The organism is Rhodococcus sp. IEGM 1341 (assembly GCF_030056895.1).
Classification (GTDB): domain Bacteria; phylum Actinomycetota; class Actinomycetes; order Mycobacteriales; family Mycobacteriaceae; genus Rhodococcoides.
On sequence record NZ_JASHKV010000001.1, the window covers coordinates 43,588 to 70,544 of the forward strand.

A 26,957-nucleotide genomic window follows, 5' to 3' on the forward strand; every position below is an offset into this window, starting at 1 on the left:
GTCCGGGCCTCACATGCTGAATGCCCCGCTGAAGTCGAGGGGTGCCGCTTCGAGGTGTCGGCCGCGGGGAGTGGCGTCGACGAGTTCGCCGTCGTGGACGACAATCTCGCCGCCCACCATCACGGTGACCGGCTTTCCTCGAAGTCGGTGTCCCTCGTAGGGGGTGTAGTCGGTCGCCATGTGCAGTGTTTCGGTGGTTACCGTCCATTCCAGTTCGGGATCCCAGATCGCGATGTCGGCGTCGGACCCCGGCATCAGTGATCCCTTGCGGGGATACAAGCCGTTGGTGCGCGCTGGATTCGACGAGGTCAACTCCACGAATCTGCTTGCAGTCAGACCCAATCCGTCGACGTAGTGCGAGTAGATCACGGGAAGACGCGTCTCGACTCCGGGCAGTCCGTTGGGCATGTGCCGCACGTCGTGGCTGTGCACCTGCTTCTGTGCGGTGTCGTAGCAGCAATGGTCGGAACCGATGGTGGTGATGTGCCCGGTGAACAGGTGTCGCCCGAGTTCCTCGACCACCTCGGCCGAGCGCAGCGGTGGGCAGCAGACGAAACGTTCGGGTTGTTCACCCTTGTAGGCCGAGTCGTCGAGGATCAGATGGTGGGCGACCGATTCGGTGAAGGCGACGAGCCCTCGCTTACGAGCGTCCGCGACCAGTTCGACGGCAGCCGGAGTCGACTGATGCACGAAATAGACCGGCGCACTCTGTGATTCGGCGATCGCGAGAATGGCGGCGACCGAGGCAGTCTCGGCGAGCTCCGGCCGCGTCTGCGACATGTGTGCGGCATCGACTCCGTCGGATGCGGCTGCGAGGTTCTGCGCGTCGGTGACGATCGCGTCGGACTCGCAGTGGATGATGACCATTCCGCCGAGATCGCGAGTAGCCTGCATCGTGTTGAGGATGGTGTGTTCGTTCGCCATCGTCTCACCGGCGTAGGTGGTGAACATCTTGACCGTCCGAATACCGCCGTCCGCCAGTGTTTTCAGTTGGTCGGCGGTGGTGTCGGTCCACTCGACGACGCAGGCGTGCAGAGCCGAATCGCACAGTCCGCTCGACGCTTTCGCTCGCTGCACCTCGGCAGCGTCGAGCGGCTCTTGACCGGGACGGGGGATAGCGAAGTCGATGATCGTGGTGGTACCGCCGAACACGGCCGCCGTCGTGCACTCGAGATACGAGTCGAGCGAGGTGAATTCGCCGGAGGTGAACCCGACGTGGCAGTGTGGATCGACTCCACCCGGCATGACGAGCTTGCCGGTTGCATCGATGACCTCCGCAGCCGCGTCGACCTCGCTCCCTGGGGTCAGCACCGCAACGACCCTGCCGTCGTCGATGAGCAGGTCTGCCGGAGCCGCCCAATGGGATTCGACGACCGTTCCGCCGCGCACGACCTTCATCGTGTGCTCGCGAGGTAGGTCAGCCATCCGCCGCGGTCACTGATGTCGGTGACACCCGTGGCCGTCAGATAGCTCTCACGCATTCGCATCGACAGGGAGCCCGAGCCGTCCGCCAACTCGATGACGCCGAGTTCGAGTTCCTTCGGTTCCCTGGGAAGGAGCTCGTCGCGTAGTACGTCGTACTCGACCTCGTACAGCTCGCCCGGTACTACGAATCCATCGGTTGAGACCGGGTGCAAACCGGGAAATTCGTCGCGCACGGAGAAGAAGCGGTATTTCGGGGCGGTGTCGACTTTCCCGACCAATCGCGCTTTGTGCAATGCGTCGTTCAGGGTGCCGCCGGACATCGCTTGTCCGTTGACGAACATCGTGACCAGTGCCATGTGAAGCCCTCTTTCAGTGAGTGTGAAGACGGACGAGACGGTCGGGGGAGAACGCGGATACGTCGACCTCGGGTTCGGTGCCTCGCGAAAGGGCCGAGAGAACCTGCCCCCACAGTGGCGCGAAAGTGAAGGAGTAGGTGCCGCCGGCCACGAAGAGGCCTGGGGCTGCAGCGAGTTCGCCGATGACCGGCATCTCGTCGGGGGTGGTGACCACGGGGCCGGTCCAGGTATCGAGGAGCGCATTCTGGGCAAGCGCAGGCAGAAGCCGTCGAACCTGCTCCAGATTTCCTGTGGTGCTGTCGGATCTGCTCGGGGCCTTCTCGCTGTCGTGGAACGCACCTGCAGGCCAACCGCCGCCGAGGACGAGGCGTCCCGTTCGGTTCTGCTTGATCGACATTCCCTCGCCGACGTGCTGCACCAGCACTTCGAGCGTCCGAGGTGCGGCATCGAGCGAGTGCATCTGCAACGAGGTCGGAACGAGATCGAGCGATACCCCTGCCATAGCCGCGATCGGAGCCATCCACGGACCGGCAACGTCCATCACTACGGGTGCAATCCACGTTCCACCGTTGGTGCGCACTGTCCAGACATCACCGTCGCGGGTCAATCCGGTGACCGGTGTCGACGGATGTACAGACGCTCCTTCGACCGCGGCCTGCCGCAACAGGGCAGGACCGGCGAGGTCGGGTTCTGCGAATCCGTCCCACGGACACCAGGTTGCGGCCTGAACGCTCGGGCCGAACAGAGGCAGCGCCTGCCGAGCGTCTTCGCCGCTCAGTACCTCCGTCGGGATCCCCGCAGCTCGTTCCCATCGGTGCTTCGCGATGAGGGCGTGGACCTGCTCCTCGGTTTCGGCCACCATGAACCCGCCGCATCGGTTCAGCCCGAGACCGGGCACCGTCTCGTCCAGTGTGTTCCACAGCGAGCTCGTCGACTTTTGCAATGGAAGCAGTTGTTCGACGTCGACGGCTGTGCCCTGCCCGGGCCTGCGCGTATGAATGGTCTGGATGTGCAGGTTGCCCGCAGTCGTACCGGAGCCGGCGGTGTTGGGTAGGGTGCGATCGAGCACAGCAACGCGGGATCCCGCGCGGGTGAGGGCGAGAGCCGTTGCTGCACCGACGATTCCGGCTCCGATGACAACGACGTCGACCTCAGACCGCATGGACAGCTCCTACGGTCGCGTAGGCATCGTCGATACCCGATTCGACGATGACCGATTGCAGCGCGGCAAGCGTGTCGGCGTCGGTGACCGGCAACAGCGGTTCGCGCACGGTGCCTCCCGGTTGGCCGAGAAGGTTCATCACGGCCTTCAACTGGGGGATGGGGGAGGCGTAGACGCCGCTGTAGTCGGACGCGATGAGCCGGCCCGAGAACGCGCGATAACGATCGACCCACATGCGCGCGGTGTCGGCGTCACGTGCAGCGACCGCCTCGTAGAACGGCACCGCGAAGGGCGCGCCCACCCCACCGCCGTCGATGTTGCCGTCCCCACCAAGGTCGAGCAGCGTGGCAAGGCCGCGTCGATGCAGGAAGCTCCCGAAGACACGGACGCGGCCGGACACGGCCTCGACGGTGTCGAGCATGGCGAGCCAATCACCGGTGCTGTCCTTGATCGCGACGACGTTCTCCAGGTCGGCCAGTCGAGAGAACAGGCCGGGTGCGGTGCCCATGTCGACCGAAACGCCACGTGGCCAGTTGTAGGCCATGAACGGCAACGATGTTGCGGTACTGACGCTTCGGTAGTACTGGAATGTCTCTTCCGCCGACGTGTGCACGTAGGGCGGAGGTGTCGCCAGTATGCCGTCTGCGCCGACGGAAGCAGCGTGCTTGGCAAGTGCGGAGGACTGCGCAGCTGTGTACGCACTGACACCGATCACGACAGGGAAGCGGCCTGAAACTGCTTCGATCGACGCTTCCGCGACGATCTTTCGTTCGTTGTCGCTCTGACTGAACCATTCGCCTGTGCTGCCGTTCACGAGTACACCGTGAACACCCGTCTGCGCGTAGAGATTCATCAGGTCGAAAATTGCCTCGGTGTCGACTTCACCCGACTGCGTGAACGGTGTGGGAGCAGCGGGCCAGTAACCGGACCACGCGACATCATCGCGATTCATAGGAGTGCCTTTCGGGCTCGGGACGATCGACGACGCGTCGTACCCGCATTTGTGGGATCGATTGCATAGACTGCCTTCGGGGTGGTCGAGTCGTCAAGCCGGAAACGTACTTGTAACGCGACCGCTGTCGAATATGTCTGTCCGAGGCGTGAAGCAAGAGAACGGAGAACCGATGGCGGTCACCTTGATCGACGTTGCGAGCGCTGCAGGGGTTTCGCGCAGCACGGCATCACGCGCATTGAGTGGATCGTCACTGATCTCTGCGGAGACCCGTGCAGCGGTCGAGGATGCGGCCCGGGTTCTCGGATATCGGCCGAACAGGGCTGCGAGCGCGCTGCGCTCCAACAGATCGCACTTGATCGGTCTGGTCATGAACAACCTGCTCAACGCGACCTTTCACACAGTCGCCGAGGTGGTCCAGAAGAGGGCGGCAGCCGGCGGATTTCAGGTCCTGCTCTGCATCACCGATGCCGATCCGGCGCGTGAGAACGACGTCCTGGCCATGCTGGGCGAGCACAACGTCGACGGCACGATCGTGATCGGCAGTGGACGGAGTGCGGCGGCGTCGAATGCGCTTCTGGAACAGGGCCGTGCGGTGGTCAACCTGATCCGTTCGGTCAAGGGGAGCTCGGCGTCGACGGTGCTGGCAGACGACGTGACGGGTGCTCGCGACGCGACGGCGCACCTGGTCGAGCTCGGGCACAGCCGGATCGGCTACATCGGTGGAAACGAGGATGCGACGTCCGGACGTGAGCGCTACGAGGGCTATCGACTGGCGTTGGCCGACGCAGGTATTCCGGTCGACGAGACGATCGTCCGAAAAGGGCCGTTCACCACCGAATTCGGCGCCGAAGCGATCAACTCGCTACTGGATGCACCCCAGGCGATGACCGCTCTGTACGCAGCCAATCACGAGGCTGTCTTCGGCATCCTGCCCACGCTCGTCGGCAGGGGTGTCTCGGTGCCGGACGAGTTGTCGCTGATCTGCCACGAGGACATGCCGTGGCTCGCGATGTGGCAGCCGGCAATCACAGTCGTCGACAACGGCGCGGCCCAATTGGCCAACGTGGCCATGGACCTGTTGTTCCAGCAGATCAAGGACTCGGCCGAACCCGACGGGCGTACGTATCGAATCGGCGCTCGTCTGGTGGAGCGGGCGTCGTGTGCCGAGCTGTGAAAGAAGTTTTCGATTGCAGGAATCGGGATCGCGATCACGTGCGAACGGTTAACAGTTGATGTACCGCGTGTCGGCAGTGTTAACCGCGTTGACGCCTCCGAATTCGTCTGCGACGCTTGGTGCAATCGATCCCAAAGGATCGACTCTTCTCGAACCACTCCATCATCGTCGCTGCCGCCCCGTCCTCGAACGTGTAGTGCTGCAGTCGATATCGAAAGGCTCGCTCAATGCGCAAGTTAACAGGACTCGCCGCTATCGCTGTTGTGGTAGCGGGCCTCACTGCCTGTAGTTCCTCGGACGATTCCGTAGCCGCGCCGACGGACTGCACACCCACGCTCGGTGCTTCGGACCTCGCCGAGGAAGGCGTACTGACGATGGCCACCAACGCAACTCTTCCGCCCATGCAGTACGTCGATCCGAACGGGGACGTGATCGGCATGCGCGTCGACCTCGGTAAGGAGATCGCCAAGCGCCTGTGTCTGACGCCGAAGTTCGTCAACATAGAGTTCGAGGCGCAGATTCCCGGTGTGCAGGCCGGCCGCTGGGACATGATCGACACCGGCATGTTCTACACGCCCGCACGCGCCGAGACCATCGATCTCGTTCCGTACGAGGTGCAGGCAGTCTCGATCTCGGTGCCCTCGGGCAACCCCGAATCGATCTCGAGCGTGGACGATCTGGCGGGCAAGACCATCGGGGTCGAAGCGCCCGGATACGAGTTCGACACGTTGACCGCCATGGCCGAGGAATTTGCGGCCGAAGGAAAGCCGGCGCTGACGGTGCAGACGTTCAAGACCAATGCTGATGCCTATCAAGCGCTTTCGGCGCGACAGCTCGACGGCACCTCCATCGTCGAGTCGGTCACGTCGTTCTACCAGGAAGACGGACGCTTCGAGACAGCCGTCGGTGGAATCAACGAGGCACCCCTTGCCATGGGATTCGCCAAGGGCAGCAAATCCTCCGCTGAGGTGGCGCGTGTGCTCTCGGAGATGAGGAGCGATGGATATCTGCCCGATCTGTTCGAGCAGTACGACGTCACCGGATACGAGGGCGATATCGCCGTCAGCACCGGTCCTCTCGACAGCTGATCCGACCAACGCAAGTCGAAAGGCACCCCCATGTGGTCCTGGGACGCATTCTTCTCCATCCTGACGAGCACCCAGCTGCTCGAAGGCGCGTGGGTCACTATCTGGCTCACCGTAGTCAGCATGATCCTCGGACTCGCTCTCGCAGTGGTGGTGGCCTCCGCGCGATCGTCCAAGCTCGTACCCCTGCGGATAGTCGCCGGGTTCTACGTGTGGCTGATGCGTGGCACGCCTCTACTGGTGCAGTTGGTGATCATCTACACCGGACTGCCTCAGGTCGGTATCAAACTGGGTGTGATCGAGGCGGCACTCGTCGGCCTGGTTCTCAACGAAGCCGCATACCTGTCGGAAATAGTCCGATCCGGATTGCTGTCGGTTCCCACCGGACAAACGGAAGCGGCACGGGCCCTCGGTATGTCACCCACGAAGGTCTTCCGCGTGGTGGTTCTTCCACAGGCGCTGCGGGTGATGATTCCTCCACTCGGAAACAGCTTCAACGGATTGCTCAAGACCACAACGCTGGTATCGGTCATCTCGGTGCAGGAACTGTTGCGTCGGACGCAGTTCTTGGTGCAGGTGAATTTCCGAGTGCTGGAAGGGCTCTGCGCGGCAGCGTTGTACTTCCTGGTGCTGACAACTCTGTGGGGGTTGATTCAGAAGATGATCGAAGTACGAGTAGGACGTGGATACGACCGCAATTACCGCCGTAAGGGCGGCCCGTCGAGTCCGAAGCTCGACGACAGCGCGATGAAAGCCGAGGCTGTGAACCGATGACGAGTGCGACGTCTGCGACCGCAAAGGCCACGACGATGGTCGAGGTCAGGAATATGACGAAGGCCTACAACGATCTCGTCGTCCTCGACGACATCGATTTCACGGTGGACAAAGGGGAAGTGGTCCTGCTCCTCGGGCCGTCGGGAAGTGGAAAGAGCACCCTGCTGCGCACGCTCAACTGCCTCGAGACGATCGAATCCGGGACCGTCCGAGTATGCGGCGAGATGATGGGCTTCTCGGAAGGGGCCAAGCGAACGCCGCTGTCGGAGGCGCAGATCGCCAAGCAGCGGCACCACACAGGAATGGTGTTCCAGAGCTTCAACCTGTTTCCCATGATGACGGCGCTGGACAACGTCGCATCGGGTCCGCGTCATGTTCTCGGTACGCAGAAGGACAAGGCGCGCAGGCAAGCTCAGGAACTGCTCGACCTCGTCGGCCTGTCGGACAAGGGGGAGAACTACCCGTCACAACTGTCCGGTGGTCAGCAGCAACGCGTGGCGATCGCCCGAGCGTTGGCGATGAAGCCCGAAGTGATGCTGTTCGACGAGCCAACGTCTGCCCTCGATCCCGAGATGGTCAACGAGGTCCTCGACGTCATGCTTCGACTGCGCGACGAGGGCATGACGATGGTGGTGGTCAGCCACGAAATGGGCTTCGCGAAGGCGGCCGCAGACAGGGTCGTGTTCATGAGCGACGGGAAGATCGTGGAAGAGGCACCTCCCGGTGAGTTCTTCGACAATCCCAAAAGCGCTCGTACACAACAATTCTTGAGTCGCATTCTCTGACGGGCGTAGGTGGTGCCGACCATGCGTGCCGTAGGTCGAATGAATGTCGAGCTGGGGGGGGCACGCTGTCGGGTCCGTCGACGCCTTCTATCGCGATGTCGTCCAACCTCTGAAGCCATGGGTCCCGTCGGCACCGGGAACGTCATCGGTCGACACCGTGGTCGACTGACCGGACCCACTGAGGCGAACCAACTGCACCGAACCCCCGTCGTGTTGGTTAGTCTATCCCAACATAGGCAACGTTTGCCTAACTTGGATGATGGGGAAAGAATGCGGACCTTGAGAATTTCAACGACTCGAACGCGGAGATCTCGGCGCACGCTGGCGACGACATTCGCAGTGCTCTCGATGGTGGGCGTCACCGCGTTGAGCGGATGTTCCTCTTCGGACAACGAGCCGGGGGAGTCGAACACGACCAGTTCGGAGTCCGGTTTCAGCTACGTGGACGGCCGCGGCGAAACCGTCGAACTAGACGCGGTGCCGTCGCGCATCGTGGCCAGCGAACAGGCTGCCGCAGCGTTGATCCCGCTGGGCATCAAGCCGGTCGGCATCTGGGGAGGGAGCTCCTTCGAGTCGTCGATCCCGCTGCGCGGACTCGATCTCGACGGCATCGAAAGCGTGGGACAGGCATACGGCGACATCGACGTCGAACAGGTCGCGGCCCTCGATCCCGATGTGCTCATCACCGGCTGGTACGCCGGGGACGCCTACGGCGGCCTCGGTCTCGAAACATCCGACCTCGCCAACCAACTCGAGCAGGTCGCACCGCTCCTTGCTGTCTCCGCGCAGAAGCCCTCCTCCGAGACCCTGCAGGACTACGAGACACTGGCCACCGAACTCGGTGCCGACGTCGATACCGACGCGAACCGGGCCGACCGTGAGGCCTACGACTCCGCTGTCGCCGACCTGAAGGAAGCAATTGCTGCCAAGCCGGGTCTGACCGCGATGGCCATCTCCCCGTCGGACCAGTACTACGTCGCGATCAACGACGAGTTTCCCGAACTGCGTGACTACCAGAACTGGGGTCTGACGCTTCTCGAGTCCGACGTTCCACGCGCCGCCGACTCGGGATCCTTCACGCCCGTGAGTTGGGAGAATGTCGGTCAGTATCAGCCGAATCTCATTCTGCTGGATACTCGTTCGTACTCGACCCCGCTGGCGGAACTGGAAGCCGACCGTCCGACCTGGGCCCTGGTCAACGCTGCGGAGGCCGGAAACATCGCCGACTGGACCACCGACGCGACCAACAACTATGCGAGCTACACCGCGCAGATCGTCGATCTGACGGCGGCGATCGACAAGACGACCGTCTAGATCCACAACTTCGGATCGAAGACCGAGCCGCTGCCCCCACCTCGGCAACCCCGAGGTGGGGGTACGTCATTCGATGCGAGCCCAGATGTAGTCGGCCACTCGTTGCCCGAACACCGACCAGTTGTGCGCCTGACCTAGCTGTGCATGCTCGAGGTCGACGGAGTGCACGTGGACGGTCCCGGTGATTCTGTCCTGCCACTGGCGGTCTCGGCGACGCTGCATCTCCAGGGGCGTTCCACGAGAAGCTCCGATCAGCAGCGCATCGCCCGCGTGGCGGCCGAACGTCGGCGGTATCGACAGAGCGAGGTGCCGACCGAGGGTGCGCACCAACCGGTCCTGTACCTCGGAAGCGAAGCTCGACAGCAGCGGATCCGTCTGCATGTGACGCCGAAAATTGTTCTGCGCCTCCTCTATGCCAATCTCAGACAGATCCTCACGTTCGGCCGTGTCTGCGCCGGCGACGTCTGCGTAGGAATCGAGCAAGACCAGCGACGCCACTTCTTCGCCCCGCTCGTGCAGACGCGCGGCGATCGCGTGTGCGAGCTGCCCGCCGAAAGACCATCCGAGCAGGTGGTACGGACCGTGTGGTCGGACGGCTCGGATCCGCTCGACATGGTCGTCGACCAAGGCCTCGATCGACGTCAACTCGATCGCGTCGTCGCCGCTTTGCAGCGCCGGGTCCTGGATGGCGTATACCGATATCGAGGGATCGAGGAACCGCAAGGCTCCGATGTAGGACCAACTGAGACCTCCGGCAGGCTGCAGACAGAACACAGCGGGATCGCCGGCTCGACGCAACTCCACCACCGGTGCGAGCATGCCGTCTCCGCCACCGTCGATGACCGCACGTGCCAGACCCGCGACTGTCGGTCGCGCGTAGATGTCACGCACACCGAGCTCGAGATCCACCGCGCGCAGACGAGACGCCAACCGGACAGCAGCCAGTGAATGCCCACCCAACGCGAAGAAGTCGTCGTCTCTGCCGATTTCGGCCACGCCCAACACGTCGTGGACCGCATCGGCGATCAACGATTCGACATCGCCTCGCGGACGGTCCACCGGCTCGGCACTTTCGGAGGGTGCAGGCAGCGCCGCGACGTCGAGCTTGCCGTTGACCGTCAGCGGCAGCCTGTCGACCACCTGCACCGATGCCGGGATCATGTAGCTCGGAATCAGTTCCCGTAGAGCGTCTTTGACCGATGACGCGGTGATGTCCGACGCTTCCGGGCCGTCGACGAGGACGTACGCGGCCAGTTCCGTACCGCCTGCCCGCTCGAACACGGTCACCGCGGCGCGCACGATGCCAGGGAGCCGCTGCAGCGCGTCCTGTATCTCCCCGGTCTCGACGCGATGGCCCCTGATCTTCACCTGATTGTCGGCGCGGCCGTGATAGGAGATCAACCCGTCCGCGTCGCGCGATACCAGGTCACCGGTTCGATACATTCGAGAACCGTTGTCCGTGAACGGGTTTGCCACGAAACGTTCCGCAGTCAACCCGGGCCGTCCGTCGTATCCACGCGCGAGGCCTGCGCCCGACAGGTAGAGCTCGCCGATGACGCCGGGTGCCGACAGTCGCAATGCGGTGTCGAGCACATGCACGGTGGTGTTCAGAATGGGCCGACCCAGTGTCGGCGTCGATCGGTCCTGCACGTCGGCACCGAGCGCGTTGATCGTGTACTCGGTGGGCCCGTAGAGGTTGTACCCGCCCGTTCCTGGTGCGTCTCGTAGGTCGGACCACAGACGGTCTCCCACCGCTTCGCCGCCGAGCGAGACGAACACCAGACCCGCGGAGTCGTCGTCCTGCAGGGACGTGTTCAGGCACCGCGGGCGGGCCAGCAGACCGGCATCGACGAGATGTTCACCGTAGGTCGGTGTGACGTCGAAGGCATCGATTCTCTCCGCATCGAAGTAGTCGAGGAGAATCGCCGGATCGCGTCGCGTCTGCTCGTCGATCACGTGCACCGTGTGGCCCTCCAACAGCCAGAACAACTGCTCCCACGATGCGTCGAACGAGAACGACGTGGTGTGCGCGATCGCCAACTGTCTGTGCCCGGCCCGGGCGACGACGGGCTCGAAAATTTCCTGGCGATGGTTGACGAACATGTTCGTCAACCCGCTGTATGGGACTGCAACCCCTTTGGGACGCCCGGTCGATCCCGACGTGTAGATGATGTAGGCAAGCTGGTCGAGTCGCCGCGCGACATCGCCGGGTGCCGGCAGTCCGTTTCCGACACCGTCGACGTCGAGTTCGATGACGGCAGCGGACTGTTCGGTCGTGACGCTCTGCAGCTGTTCCGCCAGCGTGCGCGTCGTCAGAACGACGTGCGGACGCGATTCGCGCACGATGTACTCGATGCGGTCGGCGGGCATCTCGGTATCGACCGGAACGTAGGCAGCTCCTGCGGCGAAGACACCGAACAGCGCCTCGACCATGAGCTCGGTGCGGGGGAGGAAGAGCATGACCCGCGATTCCCCGACGCCGCCGTTCGATCGCAGCAGCGCACCGAGATTCAGTGCGCGTGAATGCAGTTCGGCAAAGCTCCACCGAACATCCCCGGCCACCAGTGCCAGGTCGTTCGGTCGGTCGGCAGCGCGTGCAGCGAACAGGTCCCACACCGTGTGCTCGGGTACAGCCGAGCCGAGTTTGCCCGAGTGTTGCTGCGTCCACGCGAGCTCGCGCGGGGTGAGCAGAGCGATGCTCGCCGCCGTCTCGTCCGGTGCCGCGGTCAGCGCGGCCAACGCCGCCCGATAGGTGTCGGCAATCGCTGCTGCCCGGGCATCGTCGAGAGCGTCCCGTCGATGCATCATTCGTACCCGGGCACCGGACTCCACCGGCGCGACAACCACCGTCAGTGCGTAATGCGTTGCATCGCTGAGCTTCTGGTCGATCACCCGAAGTGCGCCATCGGGACCCAAACGCTCGTCGGGCGGGACGACCGGGATGTTCTGGAAGACGAACAACGTATCGAACAATCCACGGTGCCCGGCGCACTCCTCCAGGTCGGACAGCGCGAGATACGGATGGGTCAGCAGCGGGCGTCGCTCGTCCTGAATACGGGCCAGATGGTCACGAACGGCGAGAGCAGGATCGATGCGCACCCGCAGCGGGACCGTGTTGAACAGCAACCCCAGAAGCTCGTCGATACCGGGGATCTCGGCCGGACGACCGGACACCACGGTGCCGAACACCACATCGTCCTGGCCGGTGAACTTCTGCAGAGTCAGCGCCCACGCAAGTTCGTACACGATGCTCGTCGTTACGCCGGTCTGCGCAGCGAGTTCCTTCACCTCTCGGGTGAGTGAGCGATCGAGATGGAAGACCGTCTCCGCCGTGCCGGCCGGATCGACCGATGCCGCGGTGCGCCGGGGAGCGAGCAGAGTCGGCCCCGGCGTGCCTGCGAGCTGGCGTCGCCATATCTGCAGGCCCGCATCGCGATCACGAGTTCTCAGCCACATCACGTAGTCGTCGTACGACGCACGGTGACTCGACTCGGTACGGCCGGGCCGGGTGTATTCGTCGAGAACGGCCCGTAGGAATCTCCAGATGGACCACCCGTCGAGAACGAGATGTTCGATGGTGAACACCAGTGCACTCCGGCCCTCGGGGAGCAGCGCCACGCCCAGTCGGACGAGCGGCGGCTGCACAGGATCGAATCCCTGTGCAGCCTCGCGCCTTTCGAAGCGTGACAGCTCCACCTGAGCCGCATCGGCGTCGAGATGTCGCAGATCCGTCGTCGCCCAGGGCATCCGGACCGTCCGCGGCACTGCGGCAACGGTGCGCTCACCGAGCTGGACATATCCCGCACCGACCTGCGGGTGCGCGGCGAGCACGGCGTCCGCGGCACGTCGCAACAGATCCGTGTCGAGCGAGCCGGAGAGTCGCATCACCGTCTGCGACAGGTAGATCCCCTCGCCCTGTCCATCCAGCTGCTGATGGAAGAGGAGCCCGTCCTGCAACGACGTCGTCGGGTAGATCGCTCGCAGCGGGCCGAGAATCGACTCCACTGATCGACGCTCCCGCGGGTCGAGTCCGGCCATGTCGGTACTGCGATCGACGCCGTCCGCGAAGGCGCTGTCCACCACTTGATTGACTCCGGAACCCACTGCGTTCACCCTGGTCGCGACAGCCGTCGCCAGGCGCTTGGCGACGTGGGCGACGTCGATGTCGGCGAGTGCGGACACCGAACATGCGCACGACCACGATCCGGAGTCGGTTCGGAGGAACCTGACGTTTATCGCGGGCTCGGTGTCACTCTGTACGAGGTGATGCCCTTCGGCACTCGAAATGTGGATGCGGACCTGCAGATCGGCAGTCGGTAGGTCGTCGAACACGCCGGGGGTGTGTGCGCTGAGGTGTGCGGCCACTCCGAAGGAGGCGGCGTGCTCGGGGTCGGCATCTGCGCCGAGCAGGGTGCCCGCGTCGATCACGACGGGTAGCCCGCGGCGCAGGCAACCCACTGTTCGGGAACCGTGTTCGACGTTTCGGTCTCGGTCGGATTCGTCGACCCACAGCACCATCGACTCGTGTTCGGCGACCTCCGTGATCACCTCGCGCACCGACTCGAGGACAGCCGTCCGAGTCTCGACGACGCCGGGAAGTTCGGTCGTGGTCAGTGGTGCAGAACTCTCGGCACCACCAATCGTGGGTCCTGTCGGGACGGAGAAGAGGGGCGACGCTGTTTCTCGCCGGTCGATCACATCCACGGCCGCATCCACGACATCGAGCCACGTCTCGGCGTGGTCGACGATCGAGAGGTCTTCTGCCAGTTCCTGATCGAGGCGTGCCCATCGTGCCGAGGAGCCGACCGCCACGTCGACTACCGATCGATCACTCGTCAACGCATCGAGAACGGACGGCCACGACTCCTCGTCGACCGCCGCGTGCGTCATCTCCACTCGCAGTGCACCTTCGCCCGTCCAACCGGCCCGAAGACCCCCGTTCGCGACAGCCCCGAATTCGGTTTCTGCACTGTGGATCCGAGACCGCTCGAGAATCTCCGTTGCAGTCAGAGAGGTACGCACCGGCGTGTCACCGTCGGTGTCTGGTCCGCGGGAAAGCATGTCGTGCCGAAGGTGGAGGCCGATGAGTGTCGCCTGGGCACGGCGGATCTGCCTCTCGGACAGGGGGAGTGTGCGTGACCACCGGCCGGGGCGCGGCCGAGCGGGTATCGGGATCCGTTGCGGGGCCGGGTCGTTCGGACTGGTGACCAGTTCGGAGATACGCCGGTTCGGATCTGCGACCGCCTGAGCTGCGATCAGTGTCATGTCGTCCAGAATCGTCCGAATAGTTCGGTCCTCGAACAGTTCCCGGCGGTAGAGGACGTCGAATCCGAGTCGACCTGATTCGCCTCGTGGACCGATGGCGGCGATCAGATCGAACTTTGCCGACGCGTCGTCCGGTGGGCGGAGGACTCCGTCTACGGGCCCCAGCGACACCGGTTTCGGTCGCGTGTCCACCTCGGCGATCATCACCTGGAACAGTGGATGCACTCCAGGCGTCCTCGCGGGCCGGAGCCACTCGACGACCTCGTGGAACGGGGTGGCGCGACGGTCGACACAGTCGAGCATCGAAGTCCTGGTCCGCGCAGTCAATTCGGTCACGGTGGGGTCGCCGCTGAGGTCGGTGGGCAGCACGATGGTGTTGACATAGAGCCCCACCGCATCGGTCAGCGCGTCCGGTGGCCGAGTATCGACGGCCGTGCCCATCGGAATCAGGTCGCCGCTGCCGTGGGCACGCAGTGCGAGAGCAGTGACGATCTGGAGAAAGACCAGTCGGCTGATGCGATTCGTCGTGCAGAACTGCTCGATGTCGTCGGCGAGAAATGCGGGCAGCACCGTTTCGATGATCCGCCCCGCGGTGGACGGCACTTCGCTGCGGGCGTGATCCAGCGGGAGAGCGACGGGCTCGACGTACGGTGCAAGAGTGGACGTCCAGAACGGTCGATCTGTCGTGACGTCGATGGAGCCTTCGTCCTCCGCATACTGCGCGTAGTCCACCGCCGACGCCGGCCAGATCGGATCCTCGCCTCGCGCACGCGCGTCGTACGCGATCCGGATGTCTTCCAACAGGATCGGCACCGAACCGCCGTCGGCGGCGATGTGGTGCACGGTCAGGACCAAGCGAGACCGGTCGTAGAGATCTGCAGCGAAGGGGATCTCGGTGCCGAGGTCGAATGTGCGGGGGCTGTACGGCTCACCTCGACGGTCCGCTACCTCCACTGCGGCAGTGGGTTTCAGGTGGCGCAGCACCCTGCCGTCGTCGTTCGAGTACACACTGCGCAGCGACGCATGGCGTGTTGCCACATCTGCCAGTGCATGGGCCAGGACGTCCAGATCCGGATCCGACGTCAGATCGAGGTGGACCGGCATGGTGTACGCATGGCGGTCCGTTTCCATCTGATCGAGGAACAGCATCCGCTGCTGTGCAGTCGACGCCGGCCCGGTACGTGCGGACGTGTGGGTGTTCGTCATCGGTGAACTCCTGATGCGAGGGTGCCGAGAAAGTGTTCCGCCACTGTCGACGCGGTGAGAGTGTCCGAGAGCGCGAGGTGATGCACGGACAGCAAGGCGGACCATCCGTCGCTCTCGTGTTTTTCGACATGGATGTGGAGCAACGGGCCGGTGTCGACATCGATCCCGTTCGCGACGCTCGCCGAATTCTCTTCACCTGCAACGTGCACGACGGTCTCGAGGTTCACCGCGTCGGGATGCATCTCGAAGGCTCTCCACAACCTGCGCCGGGAGCGGTCGATGCGGGTGCGCAGCGCCGGGAACGTTTCCATCAGCGTTGTTGTCGACCGGCGCACCTCCCTGTCGAGGTCTACTGCGGTCAGATCGGAGCGGACGTCGATCTCGACCCGAACCGTCTCGATACGGTCGTCGATGTCCAGGCCCGACTTCACCGCGGTCCTGGCGAGATCGGGCAGCGGCACAGCGATATCGGCACGCGAAACATGCTCGTGGGAGGCATCTTTCGTCGCCGCGTCGTGCACCGCGGCCTCGGCGAGTGCGGCTACCGTGCGGAGATCGAAGATCTGCATCTCGGTGATACGCCAGCCGCGTCTGCGCGCGAGGGTGACCGTGCGAATTGCGCTGATGCTGTCGCCGCCGACTCGAAAGAAGTCGTCGTCGATTCCCATGTCGTCGGCCTCGAGTCCCAGGGCTTCGGCGAAGGAGGCACGGATCGCGATCTCGCTGTCGGTTGTCGGTACTCGATCACTCGATGGCGAGACATGGAATTCGATGGGGGGAAGGCCGTTGCGGTCGAGCTTTCCGCTCGAGGTCAGCGGGATCTCGTCCAGGATTGCGATACGAGCCGGAACCCACGACGCGGGGAGGATACGGGTGACCGTGAGGCGAATATCGTTCTCGAGCAGAGCCGTTCCGGCATCTGCGACGACGTATCCGACGAGTCGCGGCCCGGCTGCCGTGATCTGTTGGGCCGCGGCGCTCGACCGGACGCCGGGATGGGCGCGAAGCGCGGCCTCCACCTCGGCCAATTCGATACGTTGGCCGGCCAGCTTGATCTGGCCGTCCGTGCGGCCGAGATACTCGATACTGCCGTCACGTCGTTGCCGCGCACGGTCGCCGGAGTGGTAGAGGCGGGCACCGGGGACGTCGGCCCGGGGGTCGGCCACGAACCTGCTCGCGGTCAGCGCGGCCTTGTCGTGGTACCCGCGGGCCAGTTGCGTTCCCCCGAGGTAGAGATCTCCCTCGGCACCGGGCAGCACCTCGGCGAGCGTGTGATCGAGTATGCGGCAGTAGGTGTTCCACACCGGCGTGCCGATCGCGACGGACAGCCCTGCGACCGGTCCGCGCGCCGAGACGTTCTCGGCGGTCACGTCGATTGCCGCTTCGGTGGGGCCGTACAGGTTCAGCAGGGTCGCCCGCGGGAAGACCGTGGCCGTTGACTGCGCATGCTGCGCAGTCAACGGCTCGCCGCTGCAGACGATCAGCCGCAGCGCGCTGGCGTCGAGGACAGGGCTCGCAGGTTCGGACGTCGCCGTGGTGAGGAATTCGCCGAGCATCGAGGGAACGAAGTGGACGATGCTCACTCCGTGCGTCGCGATGAGGTCCGCCAGCCGCCGTGGATCTCGGTGGCCGCCGTCTTCCACCACGACGACCGACGTTCCGGTGACGAACGGCAGAAAGATCTCCCAGCCCGAGACGTCGAACGACGCGGGCGTCTTCTGAAGGAACACGTCCGTATCGGTGATCTCGTGATGTTCTGCGGCCCAAAGAACGCGGTTCACGATGGCCGAATGGGACACCGCGACGCCCTTCGGTCGTCCGGTCGAACCCGAGGTGTAGAGAACGTACGCCGGATGATCACCGCGCAGTGGGCGTCGGCGTTCGTTGTCGACGACCGGATGCGTAGGAAGTTCGGCCAGCCGAGTGGCCACCGCTGGGTCGGCGAGATCGATCAGGGGCACATCCGAATCGGAGAAACGTGCAGCGATGTCGGCGGTGGTGACGATGGCGGCGGCACCGGAGTCTTCGAGCAGGTAGCGAAGCCGTGCTTGGGGCAGTGCTGGATCGAGTGGCACGTAGGCGGCTCCCGAGAAGGTCACGGCGAGGATCGTGACGATCAGCTCGGGTGACCGATCGAGTGCGACCGCCACGACGTCCTCGGGTCCATGACCGGAGTCGATGATCAACCGTGCCAATGCGGACGCCTCGCCGAGGACTGTTCTCAGGTCTCGGCGACGATTTTCGAATATCAGCGCCGCGCCGTCCACCGCGGATGCGCGAGTGATGATTCGGTCGAGCGTCAGGCCGGGTTCGATGTCACGTCGAGCGCCGGAGAGTCGCGACAGAGTGGTGTGATCCTGGGCGTCGAGCAGATCCACCGCGTCGACCTGCAGGTCCAGCGAGGCCGGCATACGCTGCAACACCGTTTCGAGTCGCCGCATCAGTGCGTCGGCGGCGTCGGTGTCGACGACGTCGGTTGCGTACTCGACAGCAAGACCGACGGCCGAATCGTTCTCGTACAGAGTGATACTCACGTCGTACTTGGCCGTACCGGTGTCGACGGGCAGCCGTTCGGTGACCAGGTCGCCGAGAGTCAGAGTGCCCCCGCCGTCCCGGTGTGGTTGGTGCACCACCATCACGCGCACCGGAGGCTGCTCGCGCAGCGCCGGCACCGCGGCCACGACCTCCTCGTACGGTGCCCTCGAATGCGCGAGCGCGTGCAGCGTCTGGTCCCGGGTACGCGCGAACACTTCTCGTAGCGTGGGGTTTCCGCGTAGATCTGCTCGCAGCAGCACGGTGTTCAGGTGAAAACCGACTTCGTCGCTCGCGTCGTCGCGGCCTGCTTGCGGGGACCTGATCGACATCGGCGACGCCGTGAGGAACTGCTCACCCGATCCGCACGCGCGCAGTGCGATCGCCGTCGCAACCTGAGTGGCCATGTACATGCTCGCCCCGCACTCGCGCGCCGTGGACCGCACAGCCGCTGCGACGTCGTCGGCAACGACGCGTCTGATCGTCCGCCCGGTCCGTGCGCCGGTATGGCGGGCAGCGCGCCAGCCCGGTACGTCCAGGACCGGCGGTAGTGGAGTCAGATGTGCTCGCCACGAGGCGATCTCGGACTCATGATCCTCCTCGAACACCGCCGTCGGGGGCGGCGCGGTACCCAGGTCGAGTGGTGTCCGGCCGGCACCGCGCGCAGCGTAGGCACGCGAGAGGGTGCGCAGCAGAGCCGGTTCCGACCATTCGTCCGTCGCGATGTGATGCACGGCGAGAACGAGCGTCGTGCAGTCCTGCTCGTCGTCGTGAACGAACACGCCGGCGCGCAGCGCTATCGACTCCGAGGGATCGAATCGTTCCTGCAGGAACTGCTCGATCGCCTGCGCCAACTTCGAGGACGACAGGGCGTGACGTCGCAGGGCAGGGGCCGAGCGTTCGTCACTCGGGTCGAGGATCTCGACCGTCAGTGCTCCGTCGTTCTCGACGTACAACGACCGCAGAGATCGATGACGTGCGGTGACGTCGGCGAGTGCCTGTTCGAGAGCGGAGTGGTCGAGTGGACCGGCGACCCTGAACACCAGCGGTACCGTGTAGGTTCCGCCGTGTCCACTGAGTCTGTCCGCCAACCACATTCGTCGCTCTCCGGCGTTCATCGGCCGGGTGCGCGTATCGATGTAGACCGTCTCGTCGATATTCGTTTCACTGTCGGCGCACGGCGGCTGTTCCGCTGCGTCGATGTAGGCAGACAGAGTCGCGACCGTCGGGTGATCGAACACCGCTCGCACCGATATCCGTAGGTTCAGATCCCGATTGACCCGGGTCACCAGACGCATCGCGGCCAGCGAATCTCCGCCGAGGTCGAAGAAACCGCTGTCGGGTCCGATGGAATCCAAGAGCGCCTGCGAGCCGGCTTCGCGACCGAGCAAGGCCGCGATGTGTTCGGCCAATCGCCGTTGACCGTCGGTCAGCGGGCCCGCCGGCGCACCTCCGACATCCGGGACGGGCAGGGCGCGGCGGTCGACCTTACCGTTGACGGTCGTGGGAAACGCCTCGAGCACAATCAGATGCGCGGGAATCATGTGCTGGGGCAGCAACGTCGTCAGATGCGCGAGAACACTGCGAGAAAGGTTGTCCGAGTTCGGGTTCGCGTCGTCCGTGGGGACCACGTAGCCGCACAGAACGGGTGTTGCCGCTGCGTGCACGAGCACGACGGCAGCGCGAACCTGGGGATGAGTGGCTGCGGCGGCTTCGATCTCTTCGAGTTCCACCCGCATGCCGCGGATCTTGACCTGGTTGTCCGCTCGGCCGAGGAAGTCGAGTGTTCCACCTTCCGTCCAGCGAGCGCGGTCACCCGTTCGATAGGCGCGGCCGCCGACCTCGAGCGCGAAGGGGTCTGCGACGAATCTCGCGGCAGTCATGTCCGATGCGCCGACGTAGCCGCGCCCGAGCAGGTCACCTGCCGCGTAGAGCTCGCCGCCCATGCCCACGGGGAGTGGTCGCAGGCGGTCGTCGAGCACATACAACCGGCAACCCGGATTCGGTTGTCCGATCGAGGTGGAGATTCGGTCCGATCCGGTCCCGTCGTACACCACGTGCGAGACCCCGATCGTCGCCTCGGCCGGCCCGTACCCGTGATATAGGGTCCCGGTCATGCGAGACCGGAACCGCGAGAACAACTCCGGCGTGAGAACTTCGCCGCCGCACCAGACGTGACGAACCCCAGCCATCGCGTCGGTCCCGGCGCTGGTCTCGAGGAGAACGTCGAGCATGGAGGCGACGAGATATACGAAGGTCACTCGCTCACGGGATATCAACTCCAGCAATCGCTGCGGGTCCCGATCCTCGCCGGGTCCCGCTACGACGACGGTCCCTCCCGAGCACAGCGGGAGCAGTAGCTCGTTGATCGAAATATCGAATGCGAGTGGAGCTTTGAAGAGGCTGGCATCACCCGGGCCCACCTTCAGGATGTGCTCGATCTGCCACTTCATCCGGCTGGCGATGGCCTCGTGCCGGATCATGGCACCTTTCGGCCGACCCGTCGAGCCCGAGGTGAAGATGACGTATGCCAGGCCGGCTCCGTGACGGACCACTCCCGACGGCGGGGTGACCGGTCGGCTCTCGTGCTCCCATCGGTCGAGGGCCACCGCTATCGAGAGCACCTCCGTGTCCTCGTTCGACTCCGAGCTTCCTGGGCCGCGCAATGCCACGCCGATGTTCGCGTCACGGGCCACCGCAGCCCTGCGGGCCTGGGGCCACTGCGGGTCGAAGGGGACGAACGCTGCTCCTGCCGCGAGAACGGCCATGACGGAGACGACCATCTCGGCGGACCGAGTCATGTCGATGGCCACACGTGCTTCCGGTCCGACTCCCGCCGCCACCAACGAGTGCGCGAGTTGGCTCGAGCGGTGGCTCAACTCGGCGTAGGTCAGACGGGTTGGGCCGGCAACGACGGCGGTCGCGTCACCTGTCCGCTCCGCCCACGCCTCGAACATCTGCACGACGTCCTGGTCGGCGAGGCAGTGACCGGTCTGGTTGACGTCGGTTACGAGCGTCTGCAGCTGCTGAGAGGAGGCGAGGGGCAACGAGTCGATCGGAGCATCCGGTGCGGTGGTCGCGGCATCGAGAAAGACCGCCAGCGCGTGCGCATGGGCTCGGATCTCCGTCTCTGTGCCGGCACCTCGTAGCTCCATTGCCAGCCACGAGCTTCGAGGGTTCGCACGGTCGATGGTGCCCTCGACCACGAACTCGAGGTCTGTCACAGGCCCGAGCCAGTTCTGACGCAGTCGCGCGCGCTCGCCGCCGAACATCGAGTCACGTTCGGCCACCAGAACATTGATTCCCGGAGCGATCAGCGCAGAGTCTCCTCGCCGCAGCCGGAGCAGCTCGGTCACCACATCGGGTGCGACCGCGGTGTGAGGTCGCATCCGCGTCAAGGTGGAATCGACGTTCGCCAGCACGTCGACGACGGTCCTGCCCCCGTGTTCGAGCACGAACGGCACGACGGTCGAGGTCATTGCGATCGGAGATTCCGCCGGGGCACGGCCGGCGATTGCCAAGCGGATGGGTTGCCGCCCTGCGGGTCTCGTCGTTGCGGCGTATGCACCGAGGAGACCGACGAGCGTGCGGCGCGGCGACGTGCGCGAGCGATCGGCCAACGCGAGCACGCGGTCGACGACGTTCTCCGGTAGCTCGACCGCGATGTGCGACACCGTCAGTCCTGTGTGCTCGAGCAGACCCTGATCTTCGGGCAGGCTCGCGATCACCGCATCCCAGTAGTCGCGGTCGTCGTTCGGTGAGGCGGTGTCGGTGCGAGGACGCGTGGATCGGTCCGTCCGAACATCGTTGTAGACGTCGGCGACCCGTTCTGTGAGTGCGGCGACCGAAAGGCCGTCGATCACGACGTGGTGGTAGGCCTGGATCCACCACAGCCGCCCGTCTTCTGCGGCGGCGACGATGTGGTGATGCATCGGGCCGGTGTCCGACGACCCGATCCTGGACCGAGCCTCGGTGACGAGGGAATCGATGTGCGTGTCCGATCCGGACGTCGCATGTGTCTCGATGCGTCCGGGCACCGCATCGACGATGTCGAGGTCACCGTCCGGGGACGGCGTGAATGCGCGATCGAGATGCGGCAACCCGGCGAGAGTGGCTGACACCGCACTGTGAAGACGCCCGGGGTCGGTGGTCGTGGGGAGCTCGAGTCGCCACGCCAGCGAGTACGTGCCCTCGCCGGCGTCGATCTGCGCGGCGGTCCAGACGGCTCTCTGTGCGGGGGTGATTCGAGGTGCGTCGAGCATGGTCATCCGGGTCTCCTCGTCGTGGGTGCGTCTACTCGACATCTGTTCTGCCCGACCATGCCGACCAGAGACGCGCATATCGGCCGTCTGCCGTCACGAGATCGGCGTGGGTGCCGGATTCCACGACACGGCCGTGCTCGAGCACCACGACCGTGTCTGCTGCCACGGCCTGTGTCAGCCGGTGCGCCACGATCATCGTGGTCCGGCCCTCGGTCGCTGCCGATGCGGCGTCTTCGAGCAGGCGGGCTCCGCTACTGCCGGCCTCCGCGGTCGCTTCGTCGAGTATTGCGACCGGGGGATCGGACAGGATCAGCCTCGCCAGTGCGAGCTGCTGCCCTTGGGATGCACTGAGCGGATGCCCGTTCTCCCCGATGCGTGTGTCGAGGCCCTCCGGCAGAGCCCGGACCCAGTCGGCAGCTCGGACCCGATCGAGGGCGTCCCACAGAGCGGTGTCGTCGGCATCCGGGTCCGCGAGCCTCAGATCGTCGGCAAGAGGGCCGGCACTGACGTGGACGTCCTGCGAGAGGATCGCGATGTGCCGCCTGAGTCGGTCGGTACCGAGATCACGTAACGGAATGCCGCCCAACGTGACCGAGCCGCGGTCGGGCTCGAGGGACCCCGCTGCGAGAAGCGCGGCAGTCGTCTTTCCGGCACCGGTCGAGCCGACCACCGCCACCGTACTTCCGGCGGGAACGCTGAGCGAAATGCCGTGCAGAACGTCGCCCCCGGTGGCGTAGGCGTACGTGACGTCGGATAGTTCCAACGTCGCGTCGACAGGTTCGGCGTCGATCCCTGTCGTTCGCGTCGATGCCATGTCGACCACGCCGACGAGACGATCGAGGCTGGCACCGGCGGATTGGATATCGTCGAACAGGAACAGCACCGTACCGAGCGGGTTGAACAGTCGATGGAACATCAACGTTGCAGCGGTGACTGCGCCCAGAGTCACGAGATCGCCTCTGACCAAGAAGAACCCAGTACTCAGGATGATGGTGAGACCCACCAGTTCTGCGCGGTTCTCCTTGCCGACGAAGCGAGTCAGCAGTGTGAACGTGGCGATGGAAAAGTCCCTGGCCCGTTCGGATTCCGTCTCCACGGACGCGACAGCTGTGTCTTCGCGGCGGTACGCGCGCACCGTGCGCGCGCCTTGGATGTTGCTGATCAGCGCCTGCGAACGGTCGCCCATCGCGGCCCGTTCGGCTGCGTAGAGAGGGCCGCTGCGCGGCAGATACCACCGAAGAGCGGTGACGTACAACGGTAGTGCCAAACTGCCGGCCAGCCCGAGACGCCAGTCGATGCCGTACATCGTCACGACGGACACCCCGATCAACAACACCGCGTTCACCACGGCGGGGAGTACGCCGTTGACGGCGCGGGTCACCTGGGACACGTCATCGCTGATGCGCGAGAGCACATCTCCGCGTCCCGCCCGTTCCACCGTGCGGGTGGGGAGCGCGAGAACTCGGGTCACCACCTGCTCGCGCAGCTGTGCCACCACGCCTTCGCCCAGCTTCGCCACGAGGTAAGCCATCAGTCCGGCGAACACCCCGTTGACGCCTGCGGCGATCATGACCAGAACCACCACCATCACGATCCGGCCCGGCGGCGCGCCCGCGACGACCTCGTCGACGAGGCGACCGAGAATCAGGATCGGTGCCAGAGCCGATACGGCGGAGACGATGCCGACGAACGGAGTGACTGCAACGAGCCCTGGCCTGGCCGCGAGCTGTCCGCGTAGCCACGACCACGATCGTCCGGCGGTTGCAATGGGCAGACGGGTGTCGTCGGTCATCGCAGCACCGCCTCGGCATAGCCCTCGGCCCGTTCGAGAAGAACGGAATGGGGTGCGTCCGCCGCGATTCGGCCGTCACGTATCACCACTACCCGGTGAGCCACGGACAGCAATGCAGGACTGCTGGTCACGATGATCGTCGTTTTCGGGGTCCGTACGTTGGGCCCGTGACGAAGAGTCGCGATGCCCCGAGCGATGGTGTGTTCGGTGACCGAATCGACTGCGGTGGTCGGTTCGTGCAGCACCAGTACGGGAGGCTCGGCGAACAGGGCCCGTGCCAGCGCGATGCGTTGTCGTTGTCCCCCGGACAGATTGGCGCCCCTCTCGGTCAGCCGCTGTTCGAGACCGTCGGTATGACTGTCGACGATCTGGTCTGCGCCCGAAGCGCGAAGCGCTCCATCGAGCTGTCGGTCGGTGTATTCGCGTCCGACAGTGATGTTGTTCTTCACCGTGTCGGCGAACAGGTCGGAGACGTGTGGTTCGACCACGATTGCCGCTCGGACCTGCGCGAGTTCGATGTCGCGGGTGGGCGTGCCTGCGAGCAGAACATCGCCGCTGACGTCGGCAGCCGAAACCTGCCCGGACAGAACGGCCACGATCGACTCGGCGTCCTCGGACCCGTACGCCAGGATTCCGACTGTCTCCCCAGCCGCGATGTCGAGGTCGATCTTCTGCAAGGACCGGTGCGTGACGCCGCGGAGTCCGAGATCGAGCCGCTTGCCGGTGATGTGCTGGTTGCCGTGGTGCAGAATTCGATCCGCTCCCAGTACCAGGGCGACGCGATCGGCGGACGCCCGCGCCCGCGCGATGATCGCCGGGGTGGAGGACAAGACACCCAGTGGTTCGATGAGGAATTGCGCCAGACCGACGACGGCAATCAATTCTCCGACGGTGATGCGTCCGATGAGAGCGAAGTAGCCGGCAAGCCCCGCGACGGATGCAGCAACCACCGCGCTCACGCCGGTGGTGATCCCCGATTGCGTCGCCAGCGATCTCGCCGTGAGCAGTGCTGCACCGAGGGCTTTCGCGCTCGCTTGTCGATAGCGCGTCGCCGCTACGGTTTCCGCGCCGATACCTTCGATCGACCGATGCCCGCTGACGAGGTCGGTGGCCAGCGCAGTCGCCTCGGCGACCGTTCGCTGCTGCTCGGCCGCCCGCCTGGTCACCCGCGGTGCGACGAGCTGAAGCACGGCGACGAAGATCGGGGTGCCGATGAAGATGGCGAGTCCCAACGGCACGTCGATGACCATCAACGCAATGGCCGTGGCGACGACGGCGGTGGCAGCGGCCGCGATGCGCGGGAACAGATCCAGGAACCATGCCGACTGTTCGGCGTCGGTACTGGAAATGGTCAGTAGCTCACCACCCCGCAGAGTTGTGTCCAGGCCACGCGGATCGAGAATTCGACCGGTGACCTCCATTCGTATGCGGTGCGCCTCGTGCTGCAGAGCGACGTTGAGGAACCGCATACCGAACTGGTAAGCCGTTGTCAGACAGAGAAACAACGCTGCAAGTCCGACGATCGAGAGGACGAACCAGGGGACGTCGCCCGAGGAGATCGCCGAGTCGATGATCCACCCCAACGCGATCGGAACTGCAGTCTCGGCAAGCTGGTGGATGCAGATGAGCAGTGTTCCGATGCTCACTCTGCGCTTGTTGCGCGTCAGTGTTAGACGGACGATTCGCCCGCCTGTGACGTCGTCCCTCATGCCGTGGGCGTGAGGTAGCCGCCGCCGGTCACGAAGTAATCGAGCGCATCGACATCGTCCCCACTTTCGGTGCGCACGCGATCTATGACGAGTCCGTGGTTGGTGCCGCGGTGGGCGTCGGGGCCGGACACGATCACCATTCCCGCGCCCTCCCTGATGAATATCCGACCGGGTGTTCCGCCGTAGATGCCGTCCGAGACGTGAGCGGTGATGATTCGAAGCTTTCGGCCTTTGTGGAAGGTGTAGGCGTTGGGATAGGGATCGGACATCGCACGAACCAATCTGTCCAGGTCCTCGGCAGGCCAGGTCCAGTCGATGCAGCTGTCCGACTCGTGTCGTTTGTGGAAGAACGTTCGTTTCGTCAGATCCTGCGGAGTCCATGTGGCCGTGCCGTTCTCGATACTCTCGAGTGCGTCCAGCAGCACCTCGGGGATCAAGTCGATCGTCGCCTCGACGAGATCGGTGGAGGTGTCCCTCGGTCCGATCGGAACCGCTCGTTGGGTGATGACATCGCCGGTGTCGAGTTCGCCGTCCATTCGGTGCGCCGTCAGTCCGGTCTCGGCGGCACCACTGATCAGCGCCCAGATCACCGGAGAGAATCCGGTGAAGGCGGGAAGCAATGAGTCGTGCAGGTTGACCGTGCCGTGCGGAGGCATCGCGAAAATCTCGGGAGGCAACCAGGTCCGCCAGTTGTTCGCAACGATGATGTCCGGTGCCCACAGCTGCAGACGTTCCTCCAGCGCTTTGTCGGGACGCTTCGCCAAGTACACCTCGATGCCGTGATTGCGTGCGAGATCTTCGACGGAATCGGACCAAATGCTCTCGTAGGCTTGCTCGCTGACCGGATGCGTCACTACCGCGACGACGTCGTGGCGTGAGTCCACGAGCGTCTGCAACGTCTTGTGACCCCAAGTCTGGAAACCGAACAGCACTACCCGCATTGGCTCATCTCCATGTCTCTGCTCCGACGAAGTGGCACAGTGCCTCGCCTTGTAGGTGGCCACCGAGGATTCACGTCGTACGCGATCGATCACCCCGAGCCGATAGTTAGGCTAGCCTACCATCAACCCAAGGGTCAGGTGGGTGGGCGAAGTGGCCCCGAACTGCAGAGACGTCGACGAAAAAGCCCAGTTGGGACGCGGTGTGACGACGGTTCGATCG

General features: G+C 64.6%; 14 protein-coding genes and 2 pseudogenes. 5 read left to right on the top strand and 11 right to left on the bottom strand.

Going from position 1 to position 26,957, the window contains the following annotated elements; genetic code table 11:
* Positions 1-9 precede the first annotated feature (9 nt).
* The 4 genes from hydA to QM615_RS00210 are packed head-to-tail and all read right to left on the bottom strand — an operon-like array spanning position 10 to position 3,895.
* A complete protein-coding gene (hydA, locus tag QM615_RS00195; RefSeq protein WP_262498319.1) occupies positions 10-1,425 on the bottom strand; it encodes a dihydropyrimidinase in 1,416 nt (471 codons plus the stop codon).
* A complete protein-coding gene (locus QM615_RS00200; protein ID WP_149405681.1) occupies positions 1,395-1,781 on the bottom strand; it encodes an allophanate hydrolase-related protein in 387 nt (128 codons plus the stop codon). The genes hydA and QM615_RS00200 overlap by 31 nt, the downstream gene beginning before the upstream one ends.
* A 13-nt stretch (positions 1,782-1,794) precedes the next feature.
* A complete protein-coding gene (locus QM615_RS00205; protein WP_149405682.1) occupies positions 1,795-2,943 on the bottom strand; it encodes an NAD(P)/FAD-dependent oxidoreductase in 1,149 nt (382 codons plus the stop codon).
* The gene (locus tag QM615_RS00210; protein WP_149405683.1) at positions 2,933-3,895 is read right to left on the bottom strand and encodes a dihydrodipicolinate synthase family protein; all 963 of its coding nucleotides are present in this window, start codon (positions 3,893-3,895) and stop codon (positions 2,933-2,935) included. Before QM615_RS00210 ends, QM615_RS00205 begins: the two co-directional genes overlap by 11 nt.
* Positions 3,896-4,067: 172 nt before the next feature.
* Between QM615_RS00210 and QM615_RS00215 the strand changes: the two genes are divergently transcribed.
* The 5 genes from QM615_RS00215 to QM615_RS00235 all read left to right on the top strand — a co-directional run bounded on the left by QM615_RS00215 (position 4,068) and on the right by QM615_RS00235 (position 9,030).
* Positions 4,068-5,072, top strand: a complete 1,005-nt coding sequence (locus tag QM615_RS00215) for a LacI family DNA-binding transcriptional regulator (protein ID WP_149405684.1) — start codon at positions 4,068-4,070, stop codon at positions 5,070-5,072.
* A gap of 227 nt (positions 5,073-5,299) precedes the next feature.
* Positions 5,300-6,160, top strand: a complete 861-nt coding sequence (locus QM615_RS00220; protein ID WP_149405685.1) for an ABC transporter substrate-binding protein — start codon at positions 5,300-5,302, stop codon at positions 6,158-6,160.
* 30 nt (positions 6,161-6,190) lie between these two features.
* The gene (locus QM615_RS00225) at positions 6,191-6,931 is read left to right on the top strand and encodes an amino acid ABC transporter permease (RefSeq protein ID WP_094614187.1); all 741 of its coding nucleotides are present in this window, start codon (positions 6,191-6,193) and stop codon (positions 6,929-6,931) included.
* Entirely contained in the window at positions 6,928-7,716 is a 789-nt protein-coding gene (locus tag QM615_RS00230) for an amino acid ABC transporter ATP-binding protein (RefSeq protein ID WP_283346909.1), read from the top strand. The genes QM615_RS00225 and QM615_RS00230 overlap by 4 nt, the downstream gene beginning before the upstream one ends.
* Before the next feature lie 279 nt (positions 7,717-7,995).
* Positions 7,996-9,030 (top strand): ABC transporter substrate-binding protein, encoded by a 1,035-nt coding sequence (locus QM615_RS00235; RefSeq protein ID WP_188078607.1) that lies wholly within the window; start codon positions 7,996-7,998, stop codon positions 9,028-9,030.
* Between the two features lie 66 nt (positions 9,031-9,096).
* Here the strand turns inward: QM615_RS00235 and QM615_RS00240 are convergent, their stop codons facing one another.
* The 7 genes and pseudogenes from QM615_RS00240 to QM615_RS00260 all read right to left on the bottom strand — a co-directional run bounded on the left by QM615_RS00240 (position 9,097) and on the right by QM615_RS00260 (position 26,737).
* Complete coding sequence (locus tag QM615_RS00240) at positions 9,097-15,501, bottom strand: non-ribosomal peptide synthetase (RefSeq protein ID WP_188078608.1); 6,405 nt, start codon at positions 15,499-15,501, stop codon at positions 9,097-9,099.
* Entirely contained in the window at positions 15,498-19,151 is a 3,654-nt protein-coding gene (locus QM615_RS22390) for a non-ribosomal peptide synthetase (protein WP_502941862.1), read from the bottom strand. The genes QM615_RS00240 and QM615_RS22390 overlap by 4 nt, the downstream gene beginning before the upstream one ends.
* Positions 19,152-19,241: 90 nt before the next feature.
* Positions 19,242-21,305 (bottom strand): annotated as a pseudogene (locus QM615_RS22395) (non-ribosomal peptide synthetase); the annotation flags it as partial.
* Positions 21,306-21,332: 27 nt separating this feature from the next.
* Positions 21,333-22,373, bottom strand: a pseudogene (locus tag QM615_RS22400) (condensation domain-containing protein); the annotation flags it as partial.
* Positions 22,327-24,087, bottom strand: coding sequence for an ABC transporter ATP-binding protein (locus QM615_RS00250; protein ID WP_149405689.1), 1,761 nt, complete (start codon positions 24,085-24,087; stop codon positions 22,327-22,329). The gene QM615_RS00250 and the pseudogene QM615_RS22400, both read right to left, overlap by 47 nt.
* The gene (locus QM615_RS00255) at positions 24,084-25,796 is read right to left on the bottom strand and encodes an ABC transporter ATP-binding protein (protein ID WP_149405690.1); all 1,713 of its coding nucleotides are present in this window, start codon (positions 25,794-25,796) and stop codon (positions 24,084-24,086) included. Before QM615_RS00255 ends, QM615_RS00250 begins: the two co-directional genes overlap by 4 nt.
* Positions 25,793-26,737: a methionyl-tRNA formyltransferase gene (locus QM615_RS00260; RefSeq protein WP_149405691.1), complete on the bottom strand. Its 945-nt coding sequence runs from the start codon at positions 26,735-26,737 to the stop codon at positions 25,793-25,795. The genes QM615_RS00255 and QM615_RS00260 overlap by 4 nt, the downstream gene beginning before the upstream one ends.
* Positions 26,738-26,957: the final 220 nt, after the last annotated feature.